Here is a 17,207-nt window from a genome sequence, read left to right on the forward strand (position 1 = left end):
GCCCGCCTCCTCCACGAGGCCGCCCCGGCCGCCGAGGCCCGGACGGTGCCCCAGCCCGAGCGGGACCACGCCGAGCGGCGTAGCCCCGGGGCGCCTTCTCGCCTCCGCGCGCCTAACGTGGTGCGCAGTGAGTCCGTATACGTGAAGGGACACGCGATGACCGACACCGCATCAGGGGGCTCCCAGAAGGCACCCGGCGACCGGGGGCGCACGACCGTCGCGGACGGGGTGGTCGAGAAGATCGCCGGCCTCGCCGCCCGTGAAGTGGTCGGCGTGCACGCCCTGGGCAGCGGCCTGTCCCGTACGTTCGGCGCCGTCCGGGACCGGGTCCCCGGCGGCGGGAAAGCCGCGGTCAGCCGCGGGGTCAAGGCCGAGGTCGGCGAGGTCCAGACCGCCCTCGACCTGGAGATCGTCGTCGACTACGGCGTGTCGATCCGTGACGTCGCACGGGCGGTACGCGAGAACGTCGTCTCCGCCGTCGAGCGCATGACCGGCCTGGAGGTCGTCGAGGTCAACATCGCCGTGAGCGACGTCAAGCTGCCCGACGAGCGCGACGAGCCCGACGAGGAGCCGGAGTCCCGACTCCAGTAGCGAAAGGGAACTGGCACATGAGCATGGCGGTCGCCGGCATGTTGGCCGGCATGGCCCTGGGGTTCGCCGGCTATTTCGGCGGTTTCGGTGCCTTCCTGCTGGTCGCCGCCCTCGGAGCCGTCGGCTTCGTCGCCGGTCGCTTCCTCGACGGAGATCTGGATCCCGGAACCCTGTTCCGCCGCCGCGACGACCGGCGGCGGGGTGAGCCGCGGTGAGCACCCTCCCGCAGGCCACCCCGTCCGGCCCCACCCCACCGGGCCCCGCCGCGCCGCACACGGGCGTACGGGCCACTCCGGCCGCGGTGGCCGCCGGCGACCGGGGGGCCACCCGGATCGCCGACCGGGTCGTCGCCAAGATCGCCGTGCAGGCCGCCCGGGAGGCGCTCGCCCGAAGCTCCGGCGCGCCCCCGCACGCCACCGTCACCGTGCACCACGACATCGCACGGGTCCGGGTGAGCCTGGAGCTCGACTACCCCTCCGACCTCGCCGCCCAGTGCGCCGCCGTACGCAGCAGCGTGGTCCGCCGCGTCGAGGAGTGCGCGAACATGGCCGTACCCGAGGTGGACGTCGACATCGAGCACCTGCACTCCACCCTCGCCCGGACCGGTGCCGGCCGGGACCGGCGGCTGCGGTGACGGCACACCGCTTCCGCTCCGACCGCCGCATCCCCGCGGCCCTCGTCGCCCTGCTCGTACTCGGCGTGGCCGGCCTGTTCCTCTACGACCTGGCCGCCGTACGGGCCGGCCGCCCCGCCATGGCCTGGCGCCGCGAACTCGCCCACCGGCTGGCGGTCCACACCCCGGCCGACCCGGGCGTGCAACTGGTCGGCTGGGCCCTGGCCCTGGCCGGGGCGGTGCTCCTGCTGCTGGCCCTCACCCCCGGGATCCGCAGGATCCTGATGATGAGGAGCCCCGACCAGGACGGCGGCTTGGGCGGTGCCCAGGAAGCCCGCCCCCGGCTGCGGGCCGGGATCCACCGCAAGGACGCCGCCCAGGTGCTGCGCGACCGGGCCGTGGAAGTGCCCGGCGTACGGTCCGCCCGGGTCCGGATGGGCCGCTCCCGCGTCCGGGTGCGGGCCACGTCGCACTTCCGCGAACTGGACGAGGTACGGGCCGACCTGGACGCGGTGATCGCGGTCGGCATCGAGGAACTGGGCCTCGCGCACCCGCCGCGGCCCCGCCTGCGGGTCAGGAGGCGAGCGGATTGATCGGGACCGTCAACCGGATCCTGCTGGCGGTGGCCGGCGCGGTGCTGCTGGCGGCCGGGGTCGTACTGCTGACGGCCGTGCGGCCGCTGGGCGGCCGCGCCGCGCCCCTGCTGAGCGCCGCCGACCGGCGCCGGTACCCGCACGCCGAAGGCTGGTGGTGGTGGGCGCTGATCGCCGCGCTCGTCGTGTGCGTGCTGTTGGCCCTGTGGTGGCTGCTGTCCCAGCTCAAGAGCGCGCGGCTGCGGACGGTCGCCGTGGACACCGGGGACGGAGGCTTCGCGGTGCTGCGCGGCCGCGCCCTGGCGGACGCCGTCGCCGCCGAGGCCGGCGCCCTGGACGGGGTCGCCGGCTGTCGGGTCGTACTGCGCGGCCGGCGGGGCTCTCCCGCCCTGCGGGTGGCGCTGGAGCTGGAGCCCCATGCCGTCCCGGCCGGCACGCTGGCCGGCCTGGCGGGGCCGGTCCTGACCCACGCCCGGACCTCCGCGGGCCTCCCGGACCTGCCGGCGGAGGCCCGTTTCAAGGTCGCGTCCCACCGCGCCCGCCGCGTCAGCTGACGGCCGCCGGGCGGCGCCGGGCGGGCGCGCGCCGCGACGCGGGGTCAGAAGCCGTGCCGGGAGCCGCCGTCGACCGGGAGCATCACGCCCGTCAGGTACGAGGCGGCCGGCGAGAGCAGGAACGCCGCCGTGCGGCCGAACTCCTCCGGGGAGCCGTACCGGCGCAGCGGGATGCGGGACTCGTTGCCCGCGCGGGCCGCCCCGGCGTCGCCGGACAGCGCGTCCAGCTCCCGTACCCGGTCGGTGTCGATACGGGCCGGAAGCAGGCCGACGACGCGGATCCCGCGCGGACCGAGCTCCACCGAGAGGGACTTCGCGAAGCCGGCCAGGCCCGGGCGCAGGCCGTTGGAGATGGTCAGGCCGGGGATCGGCTCGTGGACCGAGCCCGACAGGACGAAGCCGATGACCCCGCCCTCGCCCAGCACCGCGGCGGCCGCCCGGGCGAGGCGCACCGCGCCGAGGAAGACCGACTCGAAGGCGGCCGACCACTGCTCGTCGGTGCTGTCGACGGCGAAGCCCGGAACGGGGCCGCCGACGCTGATGAGGATGCCGTCGAGGCGGCCGAAGCGCTCGTGTGCGGTGGCGATGAGCCGGCCGGCCGCCGCCGGGTCCGCGTTGTCCGCCGCCGCCCCCACGGCGTTCGGGCCGAGTGCGGCGGCCGCGTCGGCCGTCCGCTTCTCGTCGCGGCCCGTCACGAGGACCTTCGCGCCGTCGGCGACCAGTTCCCGGGCGGAGGCGAAGCCGAGGCCTCGGCTGGCCCCGGTGACGATGTAGACACGGTCTTTCAGTCCAAGATCCATGCCCGACACGCTACGCCGTCGCGGGCTCCTGTTCGGCGGCTTCGGCCCGGGCCGCCGCCTCCTCGCGGTCGCGCTTCTCGCGCCGGACGAGGACCAGCCAGCCCACCGGCACCGCGGAGGCGAACAGCCACCACTGGACCGCGTAGGCCATGTGCGCGCCGATCGAGTCGTGGTCGGGGTCGGCGACGGTCTCGGGGCCGGCGTCGCCCGGATCCGGATCGGTCAGCTCCAGGTAGCCGCCGAGTACCGGCCGGCCCAGGTACTCCGCCTGCCGGCCGCTGTTGATCAGCATCACCTGACGGTCGGGCAGGCCCTTGCGGTCCTTGATGCCGCTGCCGCCGCTCGTCTCGTCGGCCTTCAGCCGCCCGGTGACGGTGACCTCGCCCGAGGGCGCGGCCGGCACCGGCGGGTAGGCGCGCGGGTAGTCGCCGCCCGGCACCCAGCCGCGGTCGACCAACACCACCCGGCCGTCGCCGAGGACGAGCGGGGTCACGACGTGGAAGCCGACCTTGTCGCCGTTCGAGGTGCGCATCCGTACGACCACCTCGTGTGCGGAGTCGTACGTGCCGGTCGCGGTGACCGCGCGCCAGAAGTCGGCGCGGGGGACCTGGTGGCCGGGGGAGGTGACCTCGGTCATGGGGACGGGCTTCGCCCGCAGGTTCGCCTCGATCAGCTGGTTCTGCGCGACCCGGTGCACATGGCGGTGGTACTGCCAGAACCCCAGCTTGATCATCACGGGGATGAGGACGAGGGCGACGAGGGTGAGGCACACCCACTGCCGGGTCAGTACAAAGCGGTACACGCCCACGACGGTACCCCGGCCGACGAGGACCCCGGCGGCCGGGTGGCCCTCCGGGGTCGCGGGAAGGAGCGGGAAGGAGAAGGAGCGGCGGTCAGACGTGGTCGACGATGCCCACCTTCCCTTCCGCGCGGGCGCAGTGCCCGCCGCAGAACCACTGGCCCTCGACCTCGACGCCCTGTCCGATGATCTGGACCCGGCAGTGCTCGCAGATGGGCGCCATGCGGTGGATGGCGCACGAGAAGCAGTCGAAGACGTGCACCGCGCCCTGCGCGTGCACCTCGAAGGACATGCCGTAGTCGTTTCCGCAGACCTCACAACGTGCCATGCGCCGCATGCTGCGCACGGCGGAGCGGCGGAACAAGATCCACCCTGGTGAGTCGCCGCGCGGACACCCGGCCGGCCCAACAAGCGGTGGCCGGTCCGCTCAGTCCCCGGCCGGGGCCACGTCCCGCAGCAGCTGCGTGAAGGCCGCCTCGTCGACGACGGGGGTGCCGAAGGACTTCGCCCTGACCGTCTTGGAGGTCGCCGAGTCGGGGTCGTTCGTCACCAGCAGGCTGGTGAGCCGCGACACACTCGTCGCGACGTGCAGGCCCGCCTCGACCGCCCGGTCCTCCAGCAGCTCCCGCTCCACCGAGGTGTCGCCGGAGAACGCGATCCGCATCCCCTGCTTCAGCGGCTTGCCGTCCTCGAACCGCCCCGGATTGGGGTGCGGGCACGGCGGCCGCTTGCGCGAGGGCCGCCAGCTGCCGCCCCGGTACGAAGCCTGGTGCCCCACGCGCGGGGTGGCGGCTGAGTCCGACCACTCCGTCAGCGGCCGGCATTCCAGCAGGGGCAGCCGTACGCCGCCCTGCGCCGCCGCGTGGAGCGACGGACGGAAGGCCTCCGCGAGCACACGGGCGTCGTCGAGGGCGTGGTGGGCGCGCTGCTGGACCACACCGAAGTGCGCGGCGAGCGACTCCAGCTTGTGGTTGGGCAGCGGGAGGTTCAGCTCCTTCGACAGGGCGATGGTGCACAGCCGCTGACGGACCGGCGCGGTCGTCTCGGCGCGCGCGTACTCCCGGGCGATCATCTGCCAGTCGAATATGGCGTTGTGCGCGACCAGCACGCGCTCCGCGAGCCGGCCGGCGAACTCCTCGGCGATGTCCTTGAAGAGCGGCGCGCCGGCGAGCACGTCACTCGTCAGACCGTGGATCCACACCGGTCCCGGGTCCCGCTGCGGGTTGACCAGCGTGTACCAGTGGTCCTCCACGTTGCCCTGTGCGTCGAGCCGGTAGACGGCGGCGGAGACTATCCGGTCGTCGCGAGCGAGCCCGGTGGTCTCCACGTCGACGACCGCGTACCCCTGTGGGTACGCGGTCGGCCACGTCGTCTCTGCGGTCGTACGGTCGTCGAGCATGGTCACAGAGGATATCGGCACGGACTGACACCGCCGCCCCACCCTCGGTCAGCCCGGGGCCGGCGGCGCTGGCGCGAGGAGGGCCGCCACCAGCGCGCGTACGGACAGCAGGAAGAGCCGCTCCGGGTCGGCCGGCCGGGCCAGCGCGCGGGCGAGCCCCGGGTCGTCGGGGGCCGCGGCCGGGTCCCAGAGCTCGCTCTCGGCCGGGCACTGGGCGGGGGAGCGCTCGCGGTTGCGCTCGACGAGCAGGAAGCCGACGATCTGGAACTGCACCGCGCGCACCGCGTCGGCCGCCCGGGCGCCGCGCAGGCCGGCGGCGTGCACCTCGTGGACGAGCGTCTGCTGCGCCGGCAGGAACATCCGCTCCGTGAGACCGCGTTCGTGGACCATCGCGATCAGGTGCGGGCGTTCGCGCAGCTCGCGGCGCAGGATCCGGGCGACCGACAGGATCCGTTCGGCCGGGGTGCGGCCGGCGGGGCGGATCGCACCCATCTCCTGCACGGTCCGCTCCACGAGGGCGTCGAGCAGCGATTCGCGGTTGCCGACGTGCCAGTAGATGGACGTCACCGCGGTCCCCAGCTCGGCGGCGAGCCCCCGCATGGTGAGGGCGCCCGGGCCGCGCTGCTTGACCAGGGACGCGGCGGCGTCCAGTACCTCGTCGCGGGTCAGCGAGGATCTGGCCATGTCAGCGGTCCGCCGATCTGTCGATGCCATCTGTTGATACGTCAGTTTCCTTGCCTGCGAGGGTCTTTACCCTTCATCGGCAGCGGTGTAACTGTGTTACAGAACCGACTCCGCCCTAGACGAGAGATGGTGCGAGACATGGCACGCGTACGGTACGGAGCGCGGACCGAGGCCGAGATCGCCGCGTCGCGCGAGAAGAGTTCCAAGCTCCCCGACATCTGGTCCACCGGCGTGGTGGCCCTCTGGGAGACCGATCCGGACGTGGTCGCCGCGGTCCTCCCGCCGCCGCTGAAGCCGGCCGACCGGCCCCTCGTACGGGCGAACATCAGCAAGGTCGACCTGCCCGGCTACCCGCTCGGCGCCGGCTCGGTGGCCGTCGCCGCCCAACACGACGGCGTGCAGGGCTGGTACCCGCTGGTCATGCCGATGACCCACGAACGCGCCCTGATCGGCGGCCGCGAGGTCTTCGGCGAACCGAAGAAGCTGGGCGAGGTCACCGTCGAGCGCGACGGCCTCGTCGTCCGGGCCCTCCTCGCCCGCCACGGCATCGCCTTCGTCGAGGTGCGCGGCGCCGTGGACCGCCCGCTCCCGCTGCCCGAGCCCACCCGCAAGACCGACTTCTACTTCAAGTTCCTGCCCGCCGTGGACGGTTCGGACTTCGACGCGGAACCGGTCCTGGTGCACTGCGTCCGCAACGAGAAGGTCCGCAAGCTGGAGCACATCACCGGCGACGTCGTCCTGCGCGAGTCGATGTTCGACCCGGTCGCCGACCTTCCCGTACGCCGGATCGTGGAGATCACCATCGGCGAGAAGACCACCGACCAGAAGGGCCGCGTCGTCGAACGGGTCAGCGCCCGGGCCCTCCTCCCGTACGTCCACCAGCGCTACGACGACCCGATGCAGATCCTCGACGGACCCCCCGAAGGGAGCCTGTGATGCGGCTGGAACCCGGACAGGTGGCCGTCGTCACCGGAGCGGCAAGCGGCATCGGCCTCGCCATGGCCCGCCGCTTCGCCGCCGAGGGACTGAGCGTGGTCCTCGCCGACGTCGAGGAGGCCGCCCTGCGCAAGGCCGCCGACGAACTCGCCGCGGACGGGGCCCGGGTCCTCGCGCGGACCGTCGACGTCAGCGACCGCGACTGCGTGCTCGCCCTCGCCGACGCCGCGTACGACGCCTTCGGCGCCGTCCACGTGCTCTGCAACAACGCGGGCGTCGGCTCCGGCGCCGAGGGACGGATGTGGGAGCACGAGCCCAACGACTGGAAGTGGGCCTTCTCCGTCAACGTGTGGGGCGTCTTCCACGGCATCCAGGCCTTCGTCCCCCGCATGATCGCCGGCGGGGCCCCCGGCCACGTCGTCAACACCTCCTCCGGCGACGGCGGCATCGCCCCGCTGCCCACAGCCTCCGTGTACGCCGTCACCAAGGCCGCCGTGGTCACCATGACCGAGTCCCTCTACGCCCACCTCAAGGCGGAGGGAGCCGCAGTCGGAGCCTCCGTGCTCTTCCCCGGCCCGCACATGCTGCGCACCGGACTGTGGGAGTCCCACCGCAACCGGCCCGAGCGGTACGCGAAGCAGCGCCCGCGCAGGACCCCGTACCGCAGCCTCGACCAGTACGAGGCCGCCATGAGGCAGGCCGGCCACGAGGTGGACTTCACCCCGGTCGAGGAGGTCGCCGAGCACGTCGTCGACGGCATCCGCGCCGACCGCTTCTGGATGCTGCCCCCGAGCGAGCACAGCGACCGGCAGATCCGTGCCCGGTCGCAGTCGATGCTCGACCGCGCCAACCCCGCCTACCTGGAGAGCTTCATCCTCGACTGAGGAGCGTCCGCCATGAGTGACACACCGTACGAAGACCCGTACCTGATCATCTCCTCCGACTGCCACGCGGGCCTGCCCACCGAGCTGTACCGCCCCTACCTCGACTCCCGCTTCCACCCGCAGTTCGACGAGTTCCTCGGTCAGCGCGACGCCCGCCGCGCGGAGGCCACCCGCCTGGGCGTCCGCAACGAGGCCTTCGCCGAGAAGTGGTTCCACGATCACGAGGAGGGCCTGCGGGGAGGATGGGACACGGCGCAGCGGCTGAAGGAGCTCGACGGCGACGGCGTCGCCGCCGAGGTCGTCTTCCCCGACGCGGACGCCGTCGACAGCCAGACCGCGGCCCCCTTCGGGGTGGGGCTCGGGCTCTCCGGCGACCAGGACCCCGAGCTCGGCATGGCGGGCGCGCAGGCGCACAACCGCTGGCTGGCCGAGTTCGTCTCGCAGAACCCCGAGCGCCACTGCGGCGTCGCCCTGCTGCCCATCACGGGCGAGCCGGACAAGGTCGTCGCCGAGATCCACCGGGCCAAGGAGTCCGGGCTGGGCGCGCTGATGATCCCCGCCATGTGGGTGGACAAGGCGCCCTACCACGACCGCCGCTACGACCCCGTCTGGGCGGCGGCGGCCGAGACGCGGATGCCGGTCGTCACCCACTCCGGGTCCTCACCGCGCCACGAGTACGGCGACCACCTGGGCATCTTCGTCTCCGAGGTCACCTGGTGGCCGGCCCGCCCGCTGTGGTTCCTGCTCTGGTCGGGGGTGTTCGAGCGGCACCCGGGCCTGCGGTTCGGGGTCGCCGAGTCGGGCTGCTGGTGGCTGGCGAACCAGCTGTGGTTCATGGACCGGCTCTACCTCGGCGCGCACGGCGGCAAGAAGCTCTCGCCCTTCGAGGAGCTGAAGCGGCCGCCGAGCGAGTACCTGGACCGGCAGGTCTTCGTCTGCGCGACGAACACCAAGCGGCGCGAACTGGCCCAGCGCTACGAGATCGGCGTGGACAACATCCTGTGGGGCTCGGACTTCCCGCACCCCGAGGGCACCTGGCCCGACACCCGCAACTGGCTGCGGAAGACCTTCCACGACATCCCGGTCGACGAGACCCGGCGGATGCTCGGGCTCGCCGCGGCTGAGGTCTTCGGCTTCGACACGGAGAAGCTGGCCCCGGTCGCCCGCCGGATCGGCCCCACCCCGGCCGAGCTGGGCCAGTCCCCCGACCAGGCGGCGGTGGCGGCCTCCTGGGCGCGCTCGCGCGAGGTGGGCCGCCACTGGCTGACGGACCACGACTTCCCCGTCCTGGGGGTGGCGCGGTGACCGGTGACGACCGCTACACGGTGATCTCGGCGGACTGCCACGCGGGCGCCGACCTCCTGGACTACAAGCCGTACCTGGAGAAGCGGTACCACGACGAGTTCGACGCCTGGGCCGCCACGTACGTGAACCCGTACGAGGACCTCCTCGCGGACACCGCGGACCGCAACTGGAACTCGGCGCGGCGCCTGGCGGAACTGGAGGCGGACGGCATCGTCGCCGAGGTCGTCTTCCCCAACACCATCCCGCCGTTCTTCCCCGAGGCCTCCCTGATGGCGCAGCCGCCGACGGCCGAGGAGTACACGATGCGCTGGGCGGGCCTCCAGGCCCACAACCGCTGGCTGGCGGACTTCTGCGCGGACGCCCCGGGCCGGCGGGCGGGCGTCGCGCAGATCCTGCTGAACGACGTGGACGCGGCGGTGGAGGAGATCCGCCGCGTCCGGGAGGCCGGCCTGACGGGCGGCATCCTCCTGCCCGGCGTACCGCCCGGCTCGACGGTCCCCGAGCTGTACTCGGCCGCCTACGACCCCGTCTGGGCGGTGTGCGCCGAGCTCGGCGTCCCGGTCAACCACCACGGCGGCTCGGCGTCGCCGCCGCTCGGCGACGAGCCGGCGGCCCGGGCCGTATTCATGGTGGAGACCACCTGGTTCTCGCACCGCGCCCTGTGGCACCTGGTGTTCGGCGGGGCGTTCCGGCGCCACCCGGGCCTCAGGCTGGTCCTGACGGAACAGGGCTCAGGCTGGATCCCGGGCGTGCTGGAGATGCTGGACTACTACCACGGCCGCCTGGTCGCGGCGTCGGCCACGGCCGAGTCCAAGTTCGGGGCGGGCCTCGCCGAGGCGATGGGCAAGGGCCCGAGCGAGGTCTGGCGCGACAACTGCTTCGTGGGAGCGAGCTTCATGCGCCCCCACGAAGTGCCGCTGCGGGACCGGATCGGCCTCGACAAGATCATGTGGGGCAGCGACTACCCCCACGACGAGGGCACCACCCCGTACTCCCGCGAAGGCCTGCGCATCGCCTACGCGGGCCTCCCGCGGGACGAGGTCGCGGCGATGGTCGGCGGCAACGCGGCCCGCGTCTACGGCTTCGACCTGCCGCTGCTCGACGCGCTGGCCGCGAAACACGGCCCCCGGGTCTCGGAGGTCGCCGAACCCCTGACGCAGATCCCACCCGGTGCCACCAGTCCGGCCTTCGCCAAGGGCGGCTCGGTCCGGGTCTGGTGACGGACGGCCCCCGCCGGGGCGGCTCAGGTCATGGAGCGGAGCCGCTCCGGCGGGAACAGTTCGGTGCCGTGCCCGCCACCCGGAACAGAACCGTCTCGAATCCCGTCACTCCCCGCCCTCCCCGAACCGTCGGTAACCGCGATGGATACCGATCGGTAACAACCTCTAGCGGCACCCCCGAAGGCGCCTCTATGGTGCGGACATGCCGAACCTGCCCGATGTCGTGCTGTGGTCCATACCCGCCTTCGTGCTGCTCACCGTCATCGAGCTGGTGAGCTACCGCCTCCATCCCGACGAGGACGCGGAGGGCTACGACACCAAGGACGCCGTCACCAGCATCAGCATGGGGCTCGGCAGCATCGGCTTCGACCTCCTCTGGAAGATCCCGGTGGTCGCGGTCTTCACCGCCGTCTACGAACTCACCCCGCTGCGGGTGCCGTTGCTGTGGTGGACCATCCCGCTGATGCTGCTCGCCCAGGACTTCCTCTACTACTGGCAGCACCGCGGCCACCACGTCATCCGCATCCTGTGGGCCTGCCACGTGGTCCACCACAGCAGCCGGAAGTTCAACCTCACCACCGCCCTGCGCCAGCCCTGGACCAGTGCCACCACCTACTGGTTCTACCTGCCGATGGTGGCCGTCGGGGTGCACCCGGCCGTGATCCCCTTCTGCTACGGCATCAACCTGCTGTACCAGTTCTGGGTCCACACCGAGCGCATCGGGAAGCTGCCCCGGGCCTACGAGTACGTCTTCAACACCCCCTCCCACCACCGCGTGCACCACGCGTCCCAGGGCGGCTACCTGGACCGCAACTACGGCGGCATCCTGATCGTCTGGGACCGGATGTTCGGCTCCTGGGTGGGGGAGACCGACAGGCCCGTCTACGGGCTCACCAAGAACATCGGCACCTACAACCCGCTGCGCGTCGCCACCCACGAGTACGCCGCCATCGCCCGGGACGTCCGCGCCGCCCGAAGCTGGAGCGAGCGGGCCGGCCGGGTCTTCCGCGGCCCCGGCTGGCAGCCCGCCCCGGCCGAGGCCGCCACCGCCGCCGCCCCGGAGCCCGCGCGCGCCGAGGCCGTCACCCCGCCCGCCCCGGAGCCCGCGCGCGCCCAGGCCGTTACCCCGCCCGCCCCCGCTCCCGCCTCCGACCCGGCCGTACAGGAGACCAACGCGTGAGCACCGAGTCCCCCGGTCGCCCCGCACCCTCCTGGGCCGCCCCGCGGGCGGCGGCCGACCGGGCGCGCCTCGGCCGCCTCGCCCTCTACGGCTTCGCCGCCGCCACCGCCGTCGACCTCGGATCGCTGCTGGCCGGCTGGCACCTCGGGCACGTCATCGCCAAGCCACTGCTGATGCCGCTGCTCGTCGCCTACGTGATCACGCGCGGCGCGCCCCGCCTGCTGGTCGCCGCCCTGCTGTTCGGCTGGGGCGGGGACCTGGCCCTGCTCTTCGACGCCGAGGCCGCGTTCCTGGTCGGCATGGGCTCCTTCGCCCTCGGACACGTCTGCTACCTCGTGCTCTTCGGCAAGCGCCCCGCGAACCCCCTGCTCGGGGGCGCCTACGCCCTGGCCCTCCTGGGGACCGTCGCCCTGCTGTGGGCGGATCTGCCCGCGGACCTGCGGATCCCCGTGGCCGGCTACAGCCTGCTGCTCACCGCCATGGCCTTCCGCTCCAGCGCCCTCGGCCTGCGGGCCGGCATCGGCGGCGCGCTGTTCCTGCTGTCCGACACCCTCATCGCCACCGGTGTCGCCGAATGGCCGCAGCTGCCCCGCCCGGACTTCTGGATCATGGCCACCTATCTGGCCGCCCAGTACCTGCTGGCCACTGGCGCGACCTCCCGGGAAGCGGGCGTACGGTAGGACGGTTCCACAGTCGTACAAGACTGAACGATCTCGAACCGGAGGACTGCACCACCATGCGCGCCACCGTCATCCACGCCCCGCACGACATACGCGTGGAGGAGGTGCCCGACGCTGTGATCCAGCGCCCCGAGGACGCCGTCGTCCGCGTCCTGCGTGCCTGCATCTGCGGCAGCGACCTGTGGGCCTACCGCGGCGAAGCCGCGCGCCGGCCCGGCCAGCGCATCGGCCACGAGTTCCTGGGCGTCGTCGAGGAGACCGGCTCCGCGGTGTCCGGACTGCGCGCCGGCGACCTCGTCGTCGCGCCCTTCATGTGGTCGGACGGCACCTGCGAGTACTGCACCGAGGGCCTGTACACCTCCTGCGACCACGGCGGCTTCTGGGGCTCGGTCGGCCACGACGGCGGCCAGGGCGAGGCCGTGCGCGTCCCGCACGCCGACGGAACGCTGGTGAAGCTGCCGGCCGAGGCCGTCTCCGACGACCACCTGCTGACAGGTCTGCTCGCCCTCTCCGACGTCATGGGCACCGGGCACCACGCCGCGCTGGGCGCGGGCGTGCGCGAGGGCTCCACGGTCGCCGTGGTCGGTGACGGCGCGGTCGGCCTGTGCGGGGTCCTCGCCGCCAAGCGCCTCGGCGCCGAGCGGATCATCGCGCTGGGCCGCCACACCGTCCGTACCGACATCGCCAAGCTCTTCGGGGCCACCGACGTCGTCGCCGAGCGCGGCGAGGCCGCCGAGGCGGCCGTGCGCGAGCTCACCGGCGGCCGCGGCGCGCACTGCGTCATCGAAGCGGTCGGTACCGAGATGTCCATGCGCACGGCCGTGAACATCACCCGTGACGGCGGCGCCATCGGCTACGTCGGCGTCCCGCACGGCAGCGGCACCGGCCTCGACCTCGGCGTCATGTTCGACCGCAACATCACCCTGCGCGGCGGGGTGGCCCCGGTCCGCGCCTACATCCCGGAGCTGCTGCAGGACGTGCTCGGCGGCGTGATCGACCCGGCGCCCGTCTTCGACCGCGCCGTGTCCCTGGACGAGGTGCCTGACGGCTACCGCGCGATGGACGACCGCAGCGCGCTCAAGGTGCTGATCAAGCCCTGACCAGGGCCGCCGGAGTGACGGACGGGCCGGGCGGGGAGCACCCCGCCCGGCCCGTCCGTACGGGGTTGCGTACTACTTCACGGCCTTGAGGGCGTCCACGACGCCGTAGCCGTAGTAGCCGGTCTGGCCCCACTTGGCCTGGCAGGTGGTGGCGTTTATCAGCGTGCCCGTGGCGTCGTAGATCTGGGCCGGGCAGGCCGCCTTGGTGGACTGCGCCTTCAGCATCGCCTGGAGCTGGGACGGCGTGGCCGAGGGATGGGCACTCTTGAGCAGCGCCGCGACGCCCGCGACGTGCGGGGCGGCCATCGAGGTGCCCTGCTTGTATCCGTAGCCCCCGCCCGGGACGGTCGACAGCACGCGCCCGTTGGCGTCCGGCGTGGCCGGGACCTGCCACTTGTCGCCGCCGGGGGCCGCGACGTCCACGACCCCGAGGCCGTAGCTGGAGTAGTACGAGCGCAGGCCCTTGTCGCCGGTCGCGGAGACGGTGACCACGCCCGGCAGCTGCGTCGGCAGGTCCAGGCAGACCTTAGGGTCGATGGTGCGCGTCACCGGGGTGGTGTCGTTCGGGCTGGTGGTGTCCTCCAGGGAGTCGGCCGCCAGGTCCTGGTTGGAGTTGCCGGCGGACGCCACGTGCAGGGTGCCCTTGCGCTCGGCGTACTTGGTGGCCCGGCCGATGGCCTCCACCAGCGCCTTCTGGTCGTCGTCGGTCTTGCAGTTGAAGAGCCACGGGTCGACGTAGTAGCTGTTGTTGGTCACCTCGATCCCCTTCTCGGCGGCGAACATGAAGCCGCAGACGACCGCCTCGGTGTAGAAGAGGCTGGTCCCGGGCTCGCTCACCTTGATCGCGGCGATCTTCACGCCGGGCGCCACACCGCTGATGCCGACGCCGTTGCGCGGGGCGCCGATGGTGCCGGCGACGTGCGTGCCGTGGTCGCTGCCGTCGGGGTACGGGCGCCAGGCGCCGTCGGTGGTGTCGGCGACCCCGCCGACGCAGTTGGCCGACTGGCCCTTGGAGAAGTTCGGGGCGAGATCGGGGTGGGTGTCGTCCACACCCGTGTCGATGATGCCCACCGTGACGTCCTGGCTGCCATCGTTGATCTTGTGAGCCTCGTCGGCCTTGATCGTCCGCAGGTCCCACTGGTTGGGTTCGAGCGGCTCCTGACCCTCCTGTGCCCGCGCCGCCGCCTTGGCGGCGTCCGCCTCGCCCAGCAGCTGGGTCGCGCCCTCGTCGGTGGTCTGCACCGCCTGCATCGGGGCCGTCCGGGTGGCGCCCACCGACACGAACAGCCCACGCTGGGCGCGCAGCTGCTGGGCGAAGTCCGGGTTCTGGGAATGTGCGACGACGACCCCGATCTGCTCATAGGCCGTCACCACCGTTCCGCCGGCCCGCTCGACGGCCTTCTTCGCCGCCTTCATCGTGGCGTAGGTGTTCAGGTTCGCCACGTACGACAGCTTGGGGCCGGTGGTCGCGGCCTTCCCGGCCGTCGCCGCGTCCGCGGTGGTGCCCAGCGGGGCGGCGGAGGCCGACACCGAGGGCAGCAGGGCGAGCGAGGCGGTGAGCGCCAGGCCGACCGGCACGGCCAGGGCGCGCCGGCGGACGGATCCCAGATGAGCCATGGGTTCTCCAGATCATCGTCAAAAAGCCGTCCGCACGCGGTCACGTCGGACGGGTCCATGACAAGCGAACCTAGTGCCGCCGTTCCCCTCTCCGCCATCTGTTCGAGAAATCAGTTCTTCAAGAATCCACGGGTGTTGAACCGCCCCGACACGCCGGCCGTGCCGTTGACAGAGGGGGGTCAGCGCCATCGACCCGCCACACGGAGGTTGTTTTGTCCGTCGTCCCCACCGCACCTGCGTCACAAGGAGATTCCCCCGTGACCACCGAAGCAGCGCCGCCTCCGGGCAGCACGGGAACGCCCCTGGCGGGCCCCACGGCCGAAGAGTTCGTGAGCGTCCAGCAGAGCCCCGAGTTCGCCGAACTCCGCCGCTCCTACCGCTCCTTCGCCTTCCCGCTCACCGTGGCCTTCATCGCCTGGTACCTGCTCTACGTCCTGCTGTCCAACTACGCGGGCGGCTTCATGGGGACCAAGGTCTTCGGCAACATCAACGTCGCCCTCGTGCTCGGTCTCGCCCAGTTCGCGACGACCTTCCTCATCGCCTGGCTGTACGCGCGCCACGCCGCCGCCAGGCTCGACCCCAGGGCGGCGGCCATCAAGGCGCGGATGGAGGCCTCCGAATGAGCGGCACGCACCACGTGGCGACGCTCGCCGCAGGCGCCTCCGAGCACCGACCGCTCATCATCACGCTCTTCGGGCTGTTCGTCGTCGCCACCCTGATCATCACGGTCTGGGCCGGCCGCCAGACCAAGGACGCCGCGGACTTCTACGCGGGCGGCCGCCAGTTCACCGGCTTCCAGAACGGCCTCGCCATCTCCGGCGACTACATGTCCGCCGCGTCCTTCCTCGGCATCGCCGGAGCCATCGCCCTCTTCGGCTACGACGGCTTCCTCTACTCCATCGGCTTCCTCGTGGCCTGGCTGGTCGCCCTGCTGCTCGTCGCCGAGCCGCTGCGCAACGCCGGCCGCTACACGATGGGCGACGTCCTCGCGTACCGGATGCGCCAGCGCCCCGTCCGCACCGCCGCCGGCACCTCCACCATCGTGGTCTCGATCTTCTACCTGCTCGCCCAGATGGCCGGGGCCGGCGTGCTGGTCTCGCTGCTCCTGGGCATCACCAGCGACGGCGGCAAGGTGGCGGTCGTCGCGCTCGTCGGCGTGCTGATGATCGTCTACGTGACCATCGGCGGGATGAAGGGCACCACCTGGGTCCAGATGATCAAGGCGGTCCTGCTGATCGCGGGCGCCCTGCTGATCACCTTCCTGGTGCTGGTGAAGTTCGACTTCAACGTCTCCGACCTGCTGGGCAAGGCCGCCGAGAACAGCGGACAGGGAGCCAAGTTCCTCGAGCCGGGCCTGAAGTACGGCAAGGACTCCACCTCGAAGCTGGACTTCCTCTCCCTCGGCCTCGCCCTGGTCCTCGGCACCGCCGGACTCCCGCACATCCTGATCCGCTTCTACACGGTGCCCACCGCGCAGGCCGCCCGTAAGTCCGTGAACTGGGCCATCGGCATCATCGGCGCCTTCTACCTGATGACCATCGCCCTGGGCTTCGGGGCCGCGGCCCTGCTGGAGCGCGCGGACATCCTGGCCTCGAACAAGGCGGGCAACACCGCCGCGCCCCTGCTCGCCCAGGCGGTCGGCGGCGGCGCGGACTCCACCGGCGGCGCCGTCCTGCTCGCCGTGATCTCCGCGGTCGCCTTCGCCACCATCCTCGCCGTCGTGGCGGGCCTCACCCTCGCCTCCTCCTCGTCCTTCGCCCACGACCTGTACGTGAACGTGATCCGCAGGGGCAAGGCCACCGAGCAGGAGGAGGTGCGCGCCGCACGCTGGTCCACGGTGGTCATCGGCGCCGTCGCCATCGGCCTGGGCGCGCTGGCTCGCGACCTGAACGTGGCCGGACTCGTCGCGCTCGCCTTCGCGGTCGCCGCCTCCGCCAACCTGCCGACGATCCTCTACAGCCTCTTCTGGAAGCGCTTCAACACCCAGGGGGCGCTCTGGTCCATCTACGGCGGACTCATCTCGGCGGTCGGCCTGGTGCTGTTCTCCCCGGTCGTGTCCGGCAAGCCGACCTCGATGTTCAAGGACGCCGACTTCTTCTGGTTCCCGCTGGAGAACCCGGGCATCATCTCGATCCCCCTCGGCTTCCTCCTGGGATGGCTGGGTACCGTCCTCACCAAGGAGACGGCGGACCCGGAGAAGTTCGCCGAGCTGGAGGTGCGCTCCCTCACCGGAACAGGGGCGCACTGACATC

At 72.4% G+C, this 17,207-nt stretch carries 20 protein-coding genes; 14 read left to right on the forward strand and 6 right to left on the reverse strand.

From position 1 onward, the window contains the following. Positions 1-156: 156 nt before the first annotated feature. The 5 genes from AB0F82_RS34065 (at position 157) to amaP (ending at position 2,351) form a co-directional block, all read left to right on the forward strand. Entirely contained in the window at positions 157-591 is a 435-nt protein-coding gene (locus AB0F82_RS34065; protein WP_356815103.1) for an Asp23/Gls24 family envelope stress response protein, read from the forward strand. A 17-nt stretch (positions 592-608) separates the two neighbouring features. Beyond that, positions 609-806 (forward strand): hypothetical protein, encoded by a 198-nt coding sequence (locus AB0F82_RS34070; RefSeq protein WP_362634684.1) that lies wholly within the window; start codon positions 609-611, stop codon positions 804-806. 86 nt (positions 807-892) lie between these two features. Then, entirely contained in the window at positions 893-1,225 is a 333-nt protein-coding gene (locus AB0F82_RS34075; RefSeq protein WP_362634756.1) for a hypothetical protein, read from the forward strand. Then, on the forward strand, positions 1,126-1,797 hold the full coding sequence (locus AB0F82_RS34080) for a DUF6286 domain-containing protein (protein WP_436842238.1): 672 nt from the start codon (positions 1,126-1,128) through the stop codon (positions 1,795-1,797). Before AB0F82_RS34075 ends, AB0F82_RS34080 begins: the two co-directional genes overlap by 100 nt. Beyond that, entirely contained in the window at positions 1,794-2,351 is a 558-nt protein-coding gene (gene amaP, locus AB0F82_RS34085; RefSeq protein ID WP_362634689.1) for an alkaline shock response membrane anchor protein AmaP, read from the forward strand. Before AB0F82_RS34080 ends, amaP begins: the two co-directional genes overlap by 4 nt. A gap of 44 nt (positions 2,352-2,395) precedes the next feature. On the opposite strand, the gene AB0F82_RS34090 is transcribed toward amaP, so the two are convergent. The 5 genes from AB0F82_RS34090 to AB0F82_RS34110 all read right to left on the reverse strand — a co-directional run bounded on the left by AB0F82_RS34090 (position 2,396) and on the right by AB0F82_RS34110 (position 6,033). After that, positions 2,396-3,151, reverse strand: a complete 756-nt coding sequence (locus tag AB0F82_RS34090; RefSeq protein ID WP_356815107.1) for an SDR family oxidoreductase — start codon at positions 3,149-3,151, stop codon at positions 2,396-2,398. A gap of 10 nt (positions 3,152-3,161) precedes the next feature. Next, positions 3,162-3,953: an SURF1 family cytochrome oxidase biogenesis protein gene (locus AB0F82_RS34095; RefSeq protein WP_362634692.1), complete on the reverse strand. Its 792-nt coding sequence runs from the start codon at positions 3,951-3,953 to the stop codon at positions 3,162-3,164. A gap of 91 nt (positions 3,954-4,044) precedes the next feature. Next, positions 4,045-4,278, reverse strand: coding sequence for a hypothetical protein (locus tag AB0F82_RS34100; protein ID WP_075972011.1), 234 nt, complete (start codon positions 4,276-4,278; stop codon positions 4,045-4,047). Positions 4,279-4,377: 99 nt separating this feature from the next. After that, a complete protein-coding gene (locus AB0F82_RS34105) occupies positions 4,378-5,349 on the reverse strand; it encodes a DEDDh family exonuclease (protein WP_362634695.1) in 972 nt (323 codons plus the stop codon). 48 nt (positions 5,350-5,397) lie between these two features. Further along, the gene (locus AB0F82_RS34110) at positions 5,398-6,033 is read right to left on the reverse strand and encodes a TetR/AcrR family transcriptional regulator (RefSeq protein WP_362634698.1); all 636 of its coding nucleotides are present in this window, start codon (positions 6,031-6,033) and stop codon (positions 5,398-5,400) included. Between the two features lie 138 nt (positions 6,034-6,171). On the opposite strand from AB0F82_RS34110, the gene AB0F82_RS34115 reads away from it, so the two are divergent. The 7 genes from AB0F82_RS34115 to AB0F82_RS34145 all read left to right on the forward strand — a co-directional run bounded on the left by AB0F82_RS34115 (position 6,172) and on the right by AB0F82_RS34145 (position 13,338). Then, positions 6,172-6,969, forward strand: a complete 798-nt coding sequence (locus AB0F82_RS34115; RefSeq protein WP_362634700.1) for an acetoacetate decarboxylase family protein — start codon at positions 6,172-6,174, stop codon at positions 6,967-6,969. After that, entirely contained in the window at positions 6,969-7,853 is an 885-nt protein-coding gene (locus AB0F82_RS34120) for an SDR family NAD(P)-dependent oxidoreductase (RefSeq protein WP_356815112.1), read from the forward strand. Before AB0F82_RS34115 ends, AB0F82_RS34120 begins: the two co-directional genes overlap by 1 nt. 12 nt (positions 7,854-7,865) lie before the next feature. Then, positions 7,866-9,158: an amidohydrolase family protein gene (locus AB0F82_RS34125; RefSeq protein ID WP_356815113.1), complete on the forward strand. Its 1,293-nt coding sequence runs from the start codon at positions 7,866-7,868 to the stop codon at positions 9,156-9,158. After that, positions 9,155-10,378: an amidohydrolase family protein gene (locus tag AB0F82_RS34130; RefSeq protein ID WP_362634703.1), complete on the forward strand. Its 1,224-nt coding sequence runs from the start codon at positions 9,155-9,157 to the stop codon at positions 10,376-10,378. The genes AB0F82_RS34125 and AB0F82_RS34130 overlap by 4 nt, the downstream gene beginning before the upstream one ends. Before the next feature lie 202 nt (positions 10,379-10,580). Further along, positions 10,581-11,558: a sterol desaturase family protein gene (locus AB0F82_RS34135; protein WP_362634704.1), complete on the forward strand. Its 978-nt coding sequence runs from the start codon at positions 10,581-10,583 to the stop codon at positions 11,556-11,558. Continuing rightward, positions 11,555-12,238, forward strand: coding sequence for a lysoplasmalogenase (locus AB0F82_RS34140; protein WP_436842239.1), 684 nt, complete (start codon positions 11,555-11,557; stop codon positions 12,236-12,238). The genes AB0F82_RS34135 and AB0F82_RS34140 overlap by 4 nt, the downstream gene beginning before the upstream one ends. A 56-nt stretch (positions 12,239-12,294) precedes the next feature. Further along, positions 12,295-13,338 (forward strand): zinc-dependent alcohol dehydrogenase family protein, encoded by a 1,044-nt coding sequence (locus AB0F82_RS34145; protein WP_362634707.1) that lies wholly within the window; start codon positions 12,295-12,297, stop codon positions 13,336-13,338. A gap of 72 nt (positions 13,339-13,410) precedes the next feature. Here the strand turns inward: AB0F82_RS34145 and AB0F82_RS34150 are convergent, their stop codons facing one another. Then, positions 13,411-14,955: a S8 family serine peptidase gene (locus tag AB0F82_RS34150; protein ID WP_362634709.1), complete on the reverse strand. Its 1,545-nt coding sequence runs from the start codon at positions 14,953-14,955 to the stop codon at positions 13,411-13,413. A gap of 257 nt (positions 14,956-15,212) precedes the next feature. Here AB0F82_RS34150 and AB0F82_RS34155 point away from each other — a divergent pair, with 257 nt between their 5' ends. Both AB0F82_RS34155 and AB0F82_RS34160 read left to right on the forward strand, forming a co-directional pair. Continuing rightward, positions 15,213-15,578: a DUF485 domain-containing protein gene (locus tag AB0F82_RS34155; RefSeq protein WP_356815118.1), complete on the forward strand. Its 366-nt coding sequence runs from the start codon at positions 15,213-15,215 to the stop codon at positions 15,576-15,578. Further along, entirely contained in the window at positions 15,575-17,203 is a 1,629-nt protein-coding gene (locus AB0F82_RS34160) for a solute symporter family protein (protein ID WP_362634712.1), read from the forward strand. The genes AB0F82_RS34155 and AB0F82_RS34160 overlap by 4 nt, the downstream gene beginning before the upstream one ends. Positions 17,204-17,207: the final 4 nt, after the last annotated feature.

Origin of the sequence: Streptomyces virginiae, assembly GCF_040638905.1 — a bacterium.
Taxonomy (GTDB): Bacteria; Actinomycetota; Actinomycetes; order Streptomycetales; family Streptomycetaceae; genus Streptomyces; species Streptomyces virginiae_B.

Excerpts from the sequence above, each read along its gene's own strand:
- AB0F82_RS34150 (WP_362634709.1), bottom strand. The coding sequence starts at position 14,955 with ATGGCTCATCTGGGATCCGTCCGCCGGCGCGCCCTGGCCGTGCCGGTC.
- AB0F82_RS34105 (WP_362634695.1), bottom strand. The coding sequence starts at position 5,349 with ATGCTCGACGACCGTACGACCGCAGAGACGACGTGGCCGACCGCGTAC.
- AB0F82_RS34125 (WP_356815113.1), top strand. The coding sequence starts at position 7,866 with ATGAGTGACACACCGTACGAAGACCCGTACCTGATCATCTCCTCCGAC.
- AB0F82_RS34135 (WP_362634704.1), top strand. The coding sequence starts at position 10,581 with ATGCCGAACCTGCCCGATGTCGTGCTGTGGTCCATACCCGCCTTCGTG.
- AB0F82_RS34160 (WP_362634712.1), top strand. The coding sequence starts at position 15,575 with ATGAGCGGCACGCACCACGTGGCGACGCTCGCCGCAGGCGCCTCCGAG.
- AB0F82_RS34115 (WP_362634700.1), top strand. The coding sequence starts at position 6,172 with ATGGCACGCGTACGGTACGGAGCGCGGACCGAGGCCGAGATCGCCGCG.
- AB0F82_RS34065 (WP_356815103.1), top strand. The coding sequence starts at position 157 with ATGACCGACACCGCATCAGGGGGCTCCCAGAAGGCACCCGGCGACCGG.
- AB0F82_RS34070 (WP_362634684.1), top strand. The coding sequence starts at position 609 with ATGAGCATGGCGGTCGCCGGCATGTTGGCCGGCATGGCCCTGGGGTTC.
- AB0F82_RS34100 (WP_075972011.1), bottom strand. The coding sequence starts at position 4,278 with ATGGCACGTTGTGAGGTCTGCGGAAACGACTACGGCATGTCCTTCGAG.
- AB0F82_RS34090 (WP_356815107.1), bottom strand. The coding sequence starts at position 3,151 with ATGGATCTTGGACTGAAAGACCGTGTCTACATCGTCACCGGGGCCAGC.
- AB0F82_RS34110 (WP_362634698.1), bottom strand. The coding sequence starts at position 6,033 with ATGGCCAGATCCTCGCTGACCCGCGACGAGGTACTGGACGCCGCCGCG.
- AB0F82_RS34120 (WP_356815112.1), top strand. The coding sequence starts at position 6,969 with ATGCGGCTGGAACCCGGACAGGTGGCCGTCGTCACCGGAGCGGCAAGC.
- AB0F82_RS34145 (WP_362634707.1), top strand. The coding sequence starts at position 12,295 with ATGCGCGCCACCGTCATCCACGCCCCGCACGACATACGCGTGGAGGAG.